Origin of the sequence: Brevibacillus sp. LEMMJ03, assembly GCF_007197875.1 — a bacterium.
Classification (GTDB): domain Bacteria; phylum Bacillota; class Bacilli; order Brevibacillales; family Brevibacillaceae; genus Brevibacillus; species Brevibacillus thermoruber.
Window position 1 is genome coordinate 203,908 of the sequence record NZ_VKJN01000005.1, and the last position, 12,775, is coordinate 216,682.

11 protein-coding genes are annotated in these 12,775 nt (G+C 61.1%); 2 read left to right on the top strand and 9 right to left on the bottom strand.

The genetic code is table 11. From position 1 onward, the window contains the following. Positions 1-126 precede the first annotated feature (126 nt). A complete protein-coding gene (locus FOI68_RS09010) occupies positions 127-1,212 on the top strand; it encodes a hypothetical protein (protein ID WP_143862904.1) in 1,086 nt (361 codons plus the stop codon). A gap of 30 nt (positions 1,213-1,242) precedes the next feature. Here the strand turns inward: FOI68_RS09010 and FOI68_RS09015 are convergent, their stop codons facing one another. Continuing rightward, positions 1,243-1,821, bottom strand: coding sequence for a BofC C-terminal domain-containing protein (locus tag FOI68_RS09015; protein ID WP_143862905.1), 579 nt, complete (start codon positions 1,819-1,821; stop codon positions 1,243-1,245). Positions 1,822-2,012: 191 nt separating this feature from the next. Between FOI68_RS09015 and FOI68_RS09020 the strand changes: the two genes are divergently transcribed. Further along, a complete protein-coding gene (locus FOI68_RS09020; RefSeq protein ID WP_035300239.1) occupies positions 2,013-4,001 on the top strand; it encodes a bifunctional 2',3'-cyclic-nucleotide 2'-phosphodiesterase/3'-nucleotidase in 1,989 nt (662 codons plus the stop codon). 44 nt (positions 4,002-4,045) lie between these two features. Here FOI68_RS09020 and FOI68_RS09025 read toward each other — a convergent pair whose 3' ends face one another. From FOI68_RS09025 to FOI68_RS09060, 8 genes are all read right to left on the bottom strand, one after another. Continuing rightward, the gene (locus FOI68_RS09025) at positions 4,046-5,074 is read right to left on the bottom strand and encodes a phosphotransferase (protein ID WP_143862906.1); all 1,029 of its coding nucleotides are present in this window, start codon (positions 5,072-5,074) and stop codon (positions 4,046-4,048) included. A gap of 10 nt (positions 5,075-5,084) precedes the next feature. After that, entirely contained in the window at positions 5,085-6,944 is a 1,860-nt protein-coding gene (gene safA / locus FOI68_RS09030) for a SafA/ExsA family spore coat assembly protein (RefSeq protein ID WP_185973910.1), read from the bottom strand. A gap of 305 nt (positions 6,945-7,249) precedes the next feature. Then, entirely contained in the window at positions 7,250-7,558 is a 309-nt protein-coding gene (locus FOI68_RS09035; RefSeq protein WP_143862908.1) for a helix-turn-helix domain-containing protein, read from the bottom strand. Positions 7,559-7,940: 382 nt separating this feature from the next. Beyond that, positions 7,941-8,801 carry a prephenate dehydratase gene (pheA, locus tag FOI68_RS09040; RefSeq protein ID WP_143862909.1) on the bottom strand — a complete coding sequence of 287 codons (861 nt, stop codon included), beginning with the start codon at positions 8,799-8,801 and terminating at the stop codon, positions 7,941-7,943. 23 nt (positions 8,802-8,824) lie between these two features. Further along, the gene (gene thrB, locus FOI68_RS09045) at positions 8,825-9,754 is read right to left on the bottom strand and encodes a homoserine kinase (RefSeq protein ID WP_143862946.1); all 930 of its coding nucleotides are present in this window, start codon (positions 9,752-9,754) and stop codon (positions 8,825-8,827) included. Beyond that, positions 9,754-10,854: a threonine synthase gene (gene thrC, locus FOI68_RS09050; protein ID WP_143862910.1), complete on the bottom strand. Its 1,101-nt coding sequence runs from the start codon at positions 10,852-10,854 to the stop codon at positions 9,754-9,756. The genes thrB and thrC overlap by 1 nt, the downstream gene beginning before the upstream one ends. Continuing rightward, the gene (locus FOI68_RS09055) at positions 10,851-12,155 is read right to left on the bottom strand and encodes a homoserine dehydrogenase (protein WP_035300247.1); all 1,305 of its coding nucleotides are present in this window, start codon (positions 12,153-12,155) and stop codon (positions 10,851-10,853) included. Before FOI68_RS09055 ends, thrC begins: the two co-directional genes overlap by 4 nt. A gap of 26 nt (positions 12,156-12,181) precedes the next feature. Beyond that, complete coding sequence (locus tag FOI68_RS09060; RefSeq protein WP_029097464.1) at positions 12,182-12,625, bottom strand: ACT domain-containing protein; 444 nt, start codon at positions 12,623-12,625, stop codon at positions 12,182-12,184. Between the last annotated feature and the right edge of the window lie 150 nt (positions 12,626-12,775).

Here is a 12,775-nt window from a genome sequence, read left to right on the forward strand (position 1 = left end):
GACTCCTCCTTGGAGCGCCGTATGAAAACAGTATGGCGTGAGCGTCTCCTTGTTATGATGGCAAGATTTGTTCCGCAAGCGGGATGCACCCGGCAGGGCACACTATCACGCGGGAGGTGTCCTGACTTGCGTTATGTCCTGATCGTCACATTCTTCCTCTGCTCCGCGCTGTTGGGGCAGCCCCTGCAGACCACAGCGGCCGCACCCCCGCCCGATCTGCTGATCGCCGTCAGCGTCGGGCCGAATGCCGACTTTTGGTCCACGCTGTCGATTCGCCAACCGGACGGGCTGGCACAGGTCATCCTGCGCAGCCCCACCGGCCCCGCCGGCTCCCCGCCCGAACCCGTCAGGGCGACGGTCACCATCGGCTCCCGCTCCTTTTTGTACGGGTATGACGGCCGCTTGTACGACCAAAACCGGCAGTCTGCCGTGCACCTGACCGCCGATGCCGCCAAAGAGCTGGACGGGTACGTGCATCGTCTGGAACAGGTCCACTTCGGCAAACCGCTTGATTGGAGCGAAGTGCGCCGCGTGTTCAAACGGATGGGCTACGCCACCGTCATCGACCTGGAGACAGGGGAACGGTTCCGCGTGCAGCGGCGGGCGGGCAGCCGTCACGCCGACGTGCAGCCGCTCACCAAGGAGGACACCCGGATCATGAAGCAGATCTACCAGGGCAGGTGGAGCTGGAAGCGCCGGGCGATCCTGGTGGAGGTGAACGGCACGTACTTCGCCGCCTCGATGCACGGCATGCCGCACGGGGCGGGCGCGATCCGCGGCAACCAGTTCCCCGGCCATTTCTGCATCCACTTTATGGGCAGTTCCACCCACCGGCGGAAGGAGCCGGACCCCAGCCACAGCCTGATGATTTTGAAGGCGTCGGGAAAACTGCCGGAAACGGTGATGGCCGCCTCGCCGGAACAGCTCGTGGATTACTTCCTCACTTCCCTGAACGAACACGATCTGCAGGCGCTGCGCATGACCACGGACGGCTTTGCACTGCCCTCGTTCCTTCAGGGGATTGATTCCGTCAAACGGATAGAGGAGATCCGGCCCGGCGATACCGCCGACGCCCTCGCCGTGGAGATCCCGGTGCGGGTCGACTACGTAAACAGCGAGGGCGCGACAAAGCAGGATCGCTGGGTCTTTCACTTGTACCGAACCGCCCCCTGGGCCCGGTGGAAAATCACCGGTGTTTTTGCCGACGAGTAAAGGCTGCCCACACCCGGGCAGCCTCCCTGTTCAACTGTCTGCTTCGTCTGCCTGAAACTCGCTGTACGTGGACAGCACGCTGTTGTACTCCGCCAGATCGCGGACACGGATGCCCCGTTTCAGCGATTCCAGCTCATCCTTGGACAGTCTCGTTTCCATTTTGGCCGTGTCGATCCGGTAAAACGTCTGCACCACCTGCTGATCCGCCGGCAGGCCGTTGAACAGGGTCAGCACGCCGTCGGGCGACAAGCCGAAGTATCCGTTTGCCTTGCACGACGGAGCGAGATCGTTCTCCCGCTTAAACAGGATCAGCTTGGCCGGATCGGACGCGATAATCTCCCACCCGCTGTACGTCACCAGGGCTTGCGCCAGTTGATCGTGCGGAACCTGTTTGATTTCCTCGTCCTTGACGCCGCACAGATAGGTGCGAGCCAGCACCAGTTGGTACGGCTTCTCCAGGGCGTCCAGTGATCCGCCTGCCTCCGCGGCCAGCCAGGAGAATCCGCTCCCGTTTTGGCCCCGGATCATTTCTCCTACCGCAATGCCGCCGGCCAAACCGACGGCAAACACGGCCGTCCACGACATGTAAAACAACCAATGCCGCCTCATGATTCCCAGTACTCCTTTTACACCCGTTTCCAACCAGTATTGCCAATTTGATGGAAGGAAATACCCGGGAATCGCCAAAATTCTCATCTTTGCGACAACTTTTCATGGAAAATCTACCCAACCCGCAACAGACGTGATACACTATGGTTGCTTTCGATCTATTATTTTTTCCATGGGAGGAATGCAATCCTATGAAAAAGGCACGCACACACAAGCTGGCGGGCTTTCTCCTGTCCGCTTCCCTGGTTGTGGCAGCGCTTTCGTTCCCGCTTGTTCCGGCAAGCGCCAACGGGGACTCCACGCTGAAGCTGCGCCTCTTGGAGACGACTGACATCCATACGCACATCGTCAACTACGATTACTATCAGGACAAGGAGACGGACGAGTTCGGCCTGGCAAAGACTGCTTCGCTGATCAAAAAAGCCCGCGAAGAAGCGAAAAACTCGATGCTGTTCGACAACGGCGACCTGATTCAGGGCAATCCGCTGGGCGATTACGTGGCAAAGGTAAAACCGCTGAAGGACGGCGAGACCCATCCCGTTTACAAAGCGATGAACCTGTTGAACTACGATGCCGGCAACATCGGCAACCACGAGTTCAACTTCGGCCTGGAGCATCTGGAGCGCAGCCTGAAGGGGGCCAAATTCCCCTACGTCAACGCCAACGTGTACGTGGACGACAAGGACAACAATCCGGACAACGACCAGCACAAGTTCACGCCTTACCTGATCCTGGAGCGCACGTTCAAGGACGAGAGCGGCAAGGACGTCAAGCTGAAAGTGGGCGTGATCGGCTTCGTTCCGCCGCAGATCATGCTGTGGGACAAGTCCAACCTGGAAGGCAAGGTGATCGCCAAGGACATCGTGGAGACGGCGAAAAAATACGTGCCGGAAATGAAGAAAAAGGGAGCCGACATCATCGTCGCCATTCCCCACTCCGGCCTCGGCCCCGTCGAAGCGGGCGCCAATCTGGAGAACGCCAGCTATCAACTGAGCAAAGTGGACGGCATCGACGCCATCCTGTTCGGCCACTCCCACTCCGTCTTCCCGGGCCCGGGCTTTGAAAACATTCCGGGCGTCGACGGAGAAAAAGGGCTGATCAACGGCAAGCCGGCCGTCATGCCGGGCTACTGGGGCAACCATCTGGGCGTGATCGACCTGACGCTGAAACAGGAAAACGGCAAATGGAAAGTGGTCGAATCCGCGTCCCGGGCGATCCCGATCTACGACAAAACGAACAAAAAAGCGCTGGCCGACGTGGATACGTCCATCGTCAACGCCGTGAAGGACGACCACGACCACACCGTCGAGTGGGTGCGCTCCGCGGTGGGAACGACGACTTCTCCGATCTTCAGCTACTTTGCGCTGGTCCAAGACGATCCGTCCATCCAGATCGTCACCAACGCCCAAAAGTGGTACGTGGAGAAAAACATCAAGGGCACGGAGTATGACGGCATCCCGGTGCTGTCCGCAGGCGCTCCGTTCAAAGCGGGCGGCCGCAACGGGGCAAGCTACTACACCAACATCCCGGCCGGCACCATCGCGATCAAGAACGTGTCCGACCTGTACATCTACCCCAACACGTTGAAAGCGGTGCTGGTGAACGGCGCGCAGTTGAAAGAGTGGCTGGAACGCTCCGCCGGCCAATTCAACCAGATCGACGTGAACAAGACGGAGGAGCAGCCGCTGATCAACGATGCCTTCCCGACCTACAACTTTGACGTGATCGACGGCGTCACCTACCAGATCGACGTCACCCAGCCGTCCAGGTACGACAAAGACGGCAAGATGGTCAATCCGAACGCGAGCCGGATCAAGAACCTGTCGTACAACGGCAAACCGGTCAAGGCGGAGGACAAGTTCATCGTCGTGACCAACAACTACCGGGCCAGCGGCGGCGGCAACTTCCCGGGTCTGGACGGCAGCAACATCGTCATCGACTCGCCGGACGAAAACCGCCAGATCGTGATCGATTACATCCTCAGCCAAAAGACGATCAACCCGGCCGCCGACAACAACTGGTCGTTCGCCCCGGTAAACGGGAAGGTAAACGTGACCTTCACCACGTCCCCGGACGCCAAACCGTTTGCCGATAAAATGCCGCATCTCAAGTACCTGACCACGCTGGAAAACGGCTTTGCCAAATACTCCATCGACCTGTCCAAGGCGGCCTCCAAGTAACGCGAAAAAAAGCTGATGGCATCCGTGCCGTCAGCTTTTTTCGTTCACCCGACAAAATGATAGGAGCCCCAGGGAGAGCGCTGGAAAATGGCGTGGCCCGCTTCCAGAAACGTCCGGCGCGACCGGCGCAGGCGGGCTTCCATCTGCACGAGCTGCAGAACGCCGCGCATGGTGTAGCCCGGTCTGTTGGCGTACACGCCCGTCACTTCGCGCAGAAAGTTGTCCGGGTAGCGCAGAAGCTGGTGGATCATCCAGACTTGGGCATCGCTGAGCACATTCACGCTGCTGTACGCCTCAATCGCTTCCACAAACGAGTCGACGCGGTACCCCTGCATCAGCAGCATGCGCCCCATGAGCTGGACCAGATCGCTGAGCTGCATGTCGTGGCCCACGGTGTCCAGGTCGATCAAGTAGCAGCTGCCCCGCGACGTGATCAGAAAATTGTGGCTGGCCACGTCCCGGTGAGCGAGCGTGCCCTGTTCGACCACGGCAAACAGCTCCGACGCCAGCGGCAGTTTGTACGCCGCCTGCAAAATCTCACGGCCGTCACGGATGACTTCATCTGCCATCTCCAGGATGATCTGTTCCAGCCGGTTTTGCGGGCCGTTCTGTTCCACGTGCCAGATGATCCGCTCGAAATGCTCCAATCGGCTTTCCCATTTGTCCAGCATGGCCGGCTTTCCTTCAAAGGCATAGGGATGAGGGACGGGGAAGCCGCGGGCCGCCAGGTGAAATCTGGCCAGCGTCGCGGCCGATTTTTTTACGTCGGATATCGAGGTGTTGTCGGCTTCCCGGCCATCGATCATTTTCATCACGGTGTAGTAACGGTTCTGAAACGGAAAGATTTTCTCTCCGCGCTCATCGGAGATGTACTGAACCGTTTGGTAAAATCCTTTCTCTTGCAGGGTATCGGAGAGTCGGGTCACCCACTCTGCCTTCTCCCGTTCTTTGTAGCCCTTGATGATCCAATGGCCCCGATCCGTCTTGAGAAGATGAACATTGCGCCGGGGCTTTACCCCATAGATGCGGCAGCGGAACGCTTTTTCAAGAGAAAGAACAAAGGATCTGCTCATATCCTGACGATCAGGAAGAGGAAGATTCATCGTGCCCTTGTTCCCAATTGGGCCACACTTCCTGAGCGGGCAGGGCCGGCATGGAATGGGAAGCAGGGTACGTCAACGGTGTAGCGTTCTCCTGTGTGCCGCTGTCAAACCGACAATCTTGATAGGGCAAGTCATATGGACCATCGTGACGGCTATCCCGGGACGAGAAAGAGCTGGACGTCGAATCGCACCACTCCCGATGATGCCGCTTCTTCTTGCGGCGGGTACGGGCGGGCGGACGCCGCCACCTCGGCGGGCTGTACGGACTTTCTTCAAACAGGTATTCCGGCGGCATCATGTCTGGCGGCAGCAGCTCCGGTCCTACCCACGGCGGCATCATGTTCGGCGAAATCATCTCCGGACCTACCCACGGCATATTTGGTGGCAGCAGCTCCGGACCCGCCCACGGCGGCATCATGTTCGGCGAAATCATCTCCGGACCTGCCCACGGCATGTTCGGCGGCAGCAGCTCCGGACCCGCCCACGGCACGTTTGGCGGCAGCATCTCCGGACTTACCCACGGCACGTTCGGCGGCAGCAGCTCCGGGCCTACCCACGGCGGCATCACGTTTGGCGGCAGCGTCTCCGGACTTAACCGCGGCGGCCTTGCGTTCGGCGGCTGCGTCTCCGGACTTACCCACGGCGGTCTTGCGTTCGGGGGCTGCGTTTCCGGACTTACCCACGGCGGCCTTGCGTTCGGCGGCTGCGTTTCCGGACTCACCCACGGCGGCCTTGCGTTCGGCGGCTGCGTTTCCGGGCTTATCCACGGCGGCCTTGCGTTCGGCGGCTGCGTCTCCGGGCTTATCCACGGCGGCCTTGCGTTCGGCGGCTGCGTCTCCGGCAGCACTTGCGGCCTCATCGGCGGCCTTCCGCAAGGCGGGCATATCGGCTGCGTCGGATACGGACGGACGGGGTACGGACGGTACGGCGGCTGCGGCTGGGCCGGACTGACGTAGGACGGCGGCTGCGGCGGACTCACCTTGGCTGGAGGAGCCGTCGGCGGAACTGGCCTCAGTAGAGGCGGCACGGGCGGCCGGATCGGCTGAATCGGCGGCTGCGGGGCGACCGGACGCTGGGGGGGAGGCACAACCTGCGGCGATACCCTGCCGGGCGGCGCAGGCGCAACGTACGGCACAAACGGACGCACATAGCCGGGCGGCGCAGGCGGCACATTCGGCCCAAACGGACGCACGTAGCCGGGCGGTGCAGGCGGCACATTCGGCCCAAACGGACGCACATAGCCGGGCGGCGCAGGCGGCACATTCGGCCCAAACGGTCCCACTTGGCCGGGCGGTGCAGGCGGCACATTCGGCCCAAACGGACGCACGTAGCCGGGCGGTGCAGGCGGCACATTCGGCCCAAACGGTCCCACTTGGCCGGGCGGTGCAGGCGGCACGGGCGGCATGTACGGGCTCACGTTCGCGGGCGGCTTGGGAGGCAGGGCCTGCGGCGTTTCCGGTTCCGCCTCGATTTCCAGCTCGCGGTCTTGCCCGATGTCTGTGTCCGTCTCCGGTTCCGTTTCCGGTTCCAGCTCCAATTCCCTGTCTTCTTCCGGTGCCTCCATCGGCCGCTTCTCGATCTGCTGCGGCACTTCCGGCTCCACTTGTTCTTCCTTGATCGGCTTTTCTTTTACCCGGGGAGATTCATGGGACGGGGACGTCCTGTTTTGCTGCGGCCGAACCGGCACGCGCCTGGCCGGGACTTTTACCCGCATGCCGGGATAAATCATGTCGGGGTTTTTTATCTGGCTGTTCAGGCGCAGCAGTTCCTTAAAATCGACGCCGTATTTTTTGGCGATTTTCCACATGGTGTCGCCTCGTTGGACTACGTGGATTCTCACTGTTTCTCCTCCCTCTCGGAAACTCCCTTCCATGGTATGCACCCATGGGCGTTTTGCTCACCCCGGCAAAAAAGGGCTTTCGCCCATCTTGCGGAGCGCAAGAAAAAACGGCTGCCTGACGTGTCGTCAAACAACCGTTCCGATGGGAGCGTTCCGCGGCAGAGCAGTGAAACCGCCGCCCTCCGTCACGCACTTGCAACGCTTCACCCGCCCTTTTTCCTCCAACGCGACGCCCTTGCCCGTTCGAATGGTTCAGAAGGTCGGCGATCAGCCCGCCCGCGCCCGAATTGGGGGTTCCCCTTTCCTCACGTGAGCCGGTACATTTTGCTCGGCCGCCCTCTCGTGGCGTGGGACGTTTCCCCGATACACTCCGCCAGGCCGTAGTCGCACAGGCTGGCAATGATCCGTCTCGCGTTGCGGTTCGTCATGGCGAGGTGGGCGGACAGATCGGTCGTGGTAAACGCGTCCCAATTCATGCGGCGGATCAAGGCTTCCAGCTTTTTGTACGTCTTCACGCTGACCCCTGCCCGTTTCAGCTTGTTCAGCAGGTCTTGATCGTCGGAGCGATTGTGATAGGTCAATTCGTCTTCCGCTCCCGCCGATTCGATGATCATCCCGTTTTCCTGCACGATGACAATGCCCCGCCCCTGCAGGTTCTTTGCTCCCCCATCTTGCGCAGTTCGTTTCTTCCTTATCCTACCACAGAAAAAAGCCATCTCCCAGGAGATGGCCTAGACTGAAGACAAACCTATTGCATCGAAGGAGAAGCATGTTTCCAGGCAGAGCGACTTGTGAGCCCTACCGAGCGGAGCAGCGATTTGCGGGAAAAAGGAGCGCCACCTTTGAATGGGCTGCGTAGCAATGCGGCTTTGGCGATCCCCCGCAAATCGATGCGGAGCGTGCAGTCTGTTCTTCCCTGCTGGGCGAGCACGGAGCGGATGACGGAAACGTGCTTCTCCCCCCAGCAGCCACTTTGTCTACACACTAAGCCATCTCCTAGGAGATGACCTTCAGATAAAACGGATACGTGCCGAGCTGGCGGACCTGGCAGCCGAGCGCCTCGATCTCGGCAAACGCGCCGGGGAGCAGCACGTCGTCCATTTTTTGTTCGATGTCGATCACGAACAGGTAGCTGCCCAGCCCTTTCTTGGTCGGGCGGGATTCGATACGGGACAGGTTGATCTTGCGCCAGGCGAACGCGGCCAGCACCTGGTAGAGGGCGCCCGGAAAATCTTCCGGAAGCGTGACCAGGATGGTCGTCTTTTCCCTGTCGGACGGCGGCATATCCAGCGGTTCCCGGCCGACGAGGACAAAGCGGGTGTAGTTGTTGGAATAGTCTTGAATCTCCTGCTGCGCAAACGACAGCGGGTAGATTTCCGGATTGAGCCGGGTCCCGATCGCCGCCCACGGTTCCTCCGGATGCTCGCTCACGATCTGTGCCGCCTGCGCCGTGCTGTTGGTGTACTCAATCTCGGCGTGGGGCAGGTGCTCGCGGATAAAGTTGTGACACTGGGCAATGGCGTGCGGGTGCGACAAAATCCGGGTAATGGCCGCAAGCGGCAGGGCGTCGTCCCGCTTGGCCACCAGCAAGTGCTGCGAAATCGGCAGCGCCAGTTCGGCCAAAATGGGCAGGTCCACCTCGTGAATCAACCAGTCCATGGCCGCGTTGACGGTGCCTTCAATCGTGTTTTCCACCGGCACCACGCCGTAGTCGGCCTCTCCTGTGGCAGCGGCGTTCAGAACGTCGATGATGCTCGGACACGCCAGGTAACGAAACGGCCGACGCGCGGTCAAGGCGCGGGCCGCTTCTTCCGAAAACGTTCCGCGCGGTCCGAGAAAAGCCAATTGTTTCTCCATGACAATACTCCTATCCGCATTCTCTATCTGGTCGAGATTGTCACCTGTGCGCCACGCTCATCGGGTCTCAACCGCATCATCCGGTAGGAAACGCCGTGCTCCCGCATCACGCTGTCCACAAACGCCTGCAGTTTCTCCCGCTCGGCGTCCGTCGAGTAGTAGCAGAGAATCGTCGGCCCCGCGCCGCTCAGCGCCGCGCCGAGCGCGCCGTTGCGGGTCGCCCCGTCCAGGATCTCACGCAGGCCGGGGACAAGCGCGGCCCGGTACGGCTGATGCAGCCGATCCCCCATCGCCTGACCCAACAGGTCCAATCTGCCTTGGGCCAAAGCGGCCACCAGCAAACTGCTATGACCAACATTATATATGACATCCTGTTTGCTGTACACATCGGGCAGGACATTGCGCGCCTTTTCCGTCGACAGCGGATAGTCGGGAATGATCACGAGCGTGTGCAGCCCCTCCGGGGGCGCAAGGCGGACGTAGGGGATCGGCTCTCCGTCCCGCTCCGGCATCGTCGCCACCACAATGCCGCCGAACAGCGAAGCCCCCACGTTGTCCGGGTGGCCTTCCAGCCGGGTGGCGATGGCAAACAGCCGCTCCCGGTCAAACGGCTCCCCGGCCAGGCTGTTGGCGGCGACGAGCGCGCCGATGATCGCTGCCGCGCTGCTGCCCAGCCCCCGCGTCAGCGGCGCTTCCGTCTCCGCGCGGATATACAGTTCGGGGACGGGCAGCCCCGCTTCCTCAAACAGTCCGGCGGCCACCTGGTAGAGCAGGTTGCCCTTGTCCGTGGGCAGCCCCTCCAGTTCCTCGCCGATCAGCACGATTTCCGTCGTTTCGCTGAGCGCCATCTCCACCGTGGAGTACAGCCGGAAGGCCATCCCCACGGCATCGAAGCCCGGTCCCAGATTGGCGGTGCTGGCGGGGACGGTGACCCGCACGAGAGGACGGTTCATCACGAAACGTCCCCCGCCTTTTCGCGGATCAACGCCATCACCGCGTCACGCGTCGCCGGCACGGAGCGCGGTTCCTCGCCCACCAGCTTGAGGGCGACATTGGGATCTTTCAGTCCGTTGCCCGTCAGCACGCAGGCGATCGTCAAGTCCTGCTCCAGTCTGCCCGCCTCGCGCAGCTTGATCACGCCGGCCAGGGAAGCGGCCGATGCCGGTTCGCAGAAGATACCTTCGCTTCTCGCGAGCAGTTGGTAGGCGCGCAGGATTTCCTCGTCGGTCACGCTGTCCACCAGGCCGTCCGATTCGGCGATAGCCGCCAGAGCTCCTTCCTTGCTCGCCGGGTTGCCGATGCGGATCGCCGTGGCGATCGTCTCCGGATTGGGCACGGGATGACCGAGGACCAGCGGCGCCGCCCCCGCCGCCTGAAACCCGAACATGCGCGGCAGTTGGGCTGTTTTGCCGGCGGCGTGATACTCCTTGAAGCCTTTCCAGTAGGCCGTGATGTTGCCGGCGTTGCCCACCGGGATGGCGAGAATGTCCGGGGCCTTGCCGAGCGCGTCGCAGATTTCGAACGAGGCGGTTTTTTGCCCCTCGATCCGGTACGGGTTGACCGAGTTGACCAGCGTGATCGGCTCGCTGGCGGTGATGTCGCGGACGATGCGCAGCGCCTCGTCAAAGTTTCCGTCGATGGCGATGACCTCCGCCCCGTAGGCGATCGCCTGCGCCAGCTTGCCCAGCGCGATGTTGCCGCTCGGAATCAGCACGATGCAGCGCAGCCCGGCGCGGGCGGCGTAGGCAGCCGCGGCGGCGGAGGTGTTGCCGGTGGACGCGCACATGATGGTGGTGCTGCCTTCTTCCAGCGCTTTGGCGACCGCCATCACCATGCCGCGGTCTTTAAACGAACCGGTCGGATTCAGCCCTTCATACTTGAAGTACAGCTCCACACCCAACTGCCGGGAGAGAGACGGGGCGTGAATCAGCGGCGTGTTTCCCTCGTGAAGGCTGACGAGCGGCGTCTTTTCCGTCACCGGCAGAAACTGTCGGTAACGGGCGATGATGCCGGACTGGCGGTCGGCCTGAACAGACGGCTGCCGTTGGCTCATGCCTGCTCGCCTCCTTCCACGCGGTAGCAGCTTTTCACTTCGCTCACGATCTCCATCTCCTCCATGCACTGCAGCACCTCGTCCATGTCCCCTTTGGACGCCAGGTGCGTCACCATGATGATTTCCGCCTGCTCTCCGTTGTTGTACGGCTGCTGCAGCACCTGCTCCAGCGAGATGTTCTTGTCGGCCAACAACTGCGTAATCTGCGCCAGTACGCCGCGCTTGTCGGCCACGACGATGCGGAGGAAATATTTCGACAATTTCTGCTTGTCATCCTTGAGAATCTTTTCTTTGTACGGAGCGACCATGCCGCGTCCGTTTACGCCCAGCTTCATGTTTTTCACGACCGTCACCAGGTCGGACACGACGGCCGTCGCCGTCGGCAGTTCGCCTGCGCCCGGGCCGTAAAACATCGTCTCGCCCACCGCTTCCCCGTGCACGTAGACCGCGTTGAACACGCCGTTGACCGATGCCAGCGGGTGGGACTTGGCGACCATCGTCGGCTGCACGCTCACTTCGATCGCTTCGCCGTCCCGGCGGGCCAGACCCAGGAGCTTCACCTCGTAGCCCAGCTTTTTGCCGTAGGCGATGTCTTCCTTGGACACCCCGCTGATTCCTTTGACGTCCACGTCCTCCAGCTTCATCGGCACGCGGAAGCCCAGCGTCGCCAGAATCGCCATCTTGCGGGCGGCGTCATAGCCTTCGACGTCGGAGGTGGGATCCGCTTCGGCGTAACCGAGCGCCTGCGCTTCCTTCAGCACGTCGCCGTAATCGGCGCCGTCCTGGCTCATCTTGGTGAGGATGTAGTTGGTCGTGCCGTTGACAATCCCCATCATCTTGGTGATGCGGTCGGACGAGAAGCCTTCCACCAAGGCTCTCAGAATCGGAATGCCGCCGGCGACGCTGGCCTCGTAAAAGACGTCACAACCTTTTTCCTGCGCCTTCTGCAGGATTTCGCCGCCGTGCAGGGCCATCAGGTCCTTGTTGGCGGTGACGACGTGCTTGCCCCGCTCCAGCGCTCCCAGGATGTACTCCCTGGCCGGCGAGATGCCGCCGATCACTTCCACGATCACGTCGATCTCCGGGTCGTCCAGCAGTTCGGACGCATCGGTGGTAATCACGCTGTTCATCGACGGGATGCTGCGGGACTTTTCCGCGTCCTGCACCAGAATCCGCTTGATCTCGATGCCCAGCCCCGTCTGTTTTTGCAGATCCTCCTGATGGGCCTGGATGATGCGAACGACGCCGGTACCCACCGTGCCGAACCCCATCAACCCCAGTTTTACCGTTTGCTTGTCCATGTCTCTCTCCTCCTATCCGGCAGCCGCTACCCGCGACCGACAATCATCGCTTTGCGCACGCCGTTTATCTCCTGCAGTCCTTCCAGAAACTCCGTGCTGGACACCTTCAGATGGGCCATGTCCACCGACATGGAAATGTTGGCAATGCCCTGGAGCGGAATCGTCTGGTTGATCGTCAGCACGTTGCCCCCCTGCTCCGCCACGTACTGCAGCACCTTGGACAAGTAGCCGGAGCGGTGTTCCAGCGAAAAGGTGATGGTCATGATCTTCTCACTCATCATCGCGTTGAACGGGAAAATGCCGTCCTTGTACTTGTAAAAGGCGCTGCGGCTCAAGCCTACCCGTTCCACCGCCTCGTTTACCGTATCCACTTCTCCGGCCTCCAGCAGCTTTTTCGCCTCGATGGTCTTGGCGATCGACTCCGGCAGGATGTCGGAGCGGATCAAGTAAAACTTTTCTTCCCGCTTCACGTGTTGTGTCCTCCTGAGAAAAACAGTTGTTTTCACCTAGAGGACATTATAGCCGATCCTTTTCCCCCTGACAATCCTTATCGGCGTTTTTTCTTTCGCTGCTCGCCTTCCCTTACATGAGCGGATTTCCCTTGGTACAGACTATAACGG

Excerpts from the sequence above, each read along its gene's own strand:
- FOI68_RS09015 (WP_143862905.1), bottom strand. The coding sequence starts at position 1,821 with ATGAGGCGGCATTGGTTGTTTTACATGTCGTGGACGGCCGTGTTTGCC.
- FOI68_RS09020 (WP_035300239.1), top strand. The coding sequence starts at position 2,013 with ATGAAAAAGGCACGCACACACAAGCTGGCGGGCTTTCTCCTGTCCGCT.
- FOI68_RS09025 (WP_143862906.1), bottom strand. The coding sequence starts at position 5,074 with ATGAGCAGATCCTTTGTTCTTTCTCTTGAAAAAGCGTTCCGCTGCCGC.
- FOI68_RS09035 (WP_143862908.1), bottom strand. The coding sequence starts at position 7,558 with ATGATCATCGAATCGGCGGGAGCGGAAGACGAATTGACCTATCACAAT.
- pheA (WP_143862909.1), bottom strand. The coding sequence starts at position 8,801 with ATGGAGAAACAATTGGCTTTTCTCGGACCGCGCGGAACGTTTTCGGAA.
- thrB (WP_143862946.1), bottom strand. The coding sequence starts at position 9,754 with ATGAACCGTCCTCTCGTGCGGGTCACCGTCCCCGCCAGCACCGCCAAT.
- thrC (WP_143862910.1), bottom strand. The coding sequence starts at position 10,854 with ATGAGCCAACGGCAGCCGTCTGTTCAGGCCGACCGCCAGTCCGGCATC.
- FOI68_RS09055 (WP_035300247.1), bottom strand. The coding sequence starts at position 12,155 with ATGGACAAGCAAACGGTAAAACTGGGGTTGATGGGGTTCGGCACGGTG.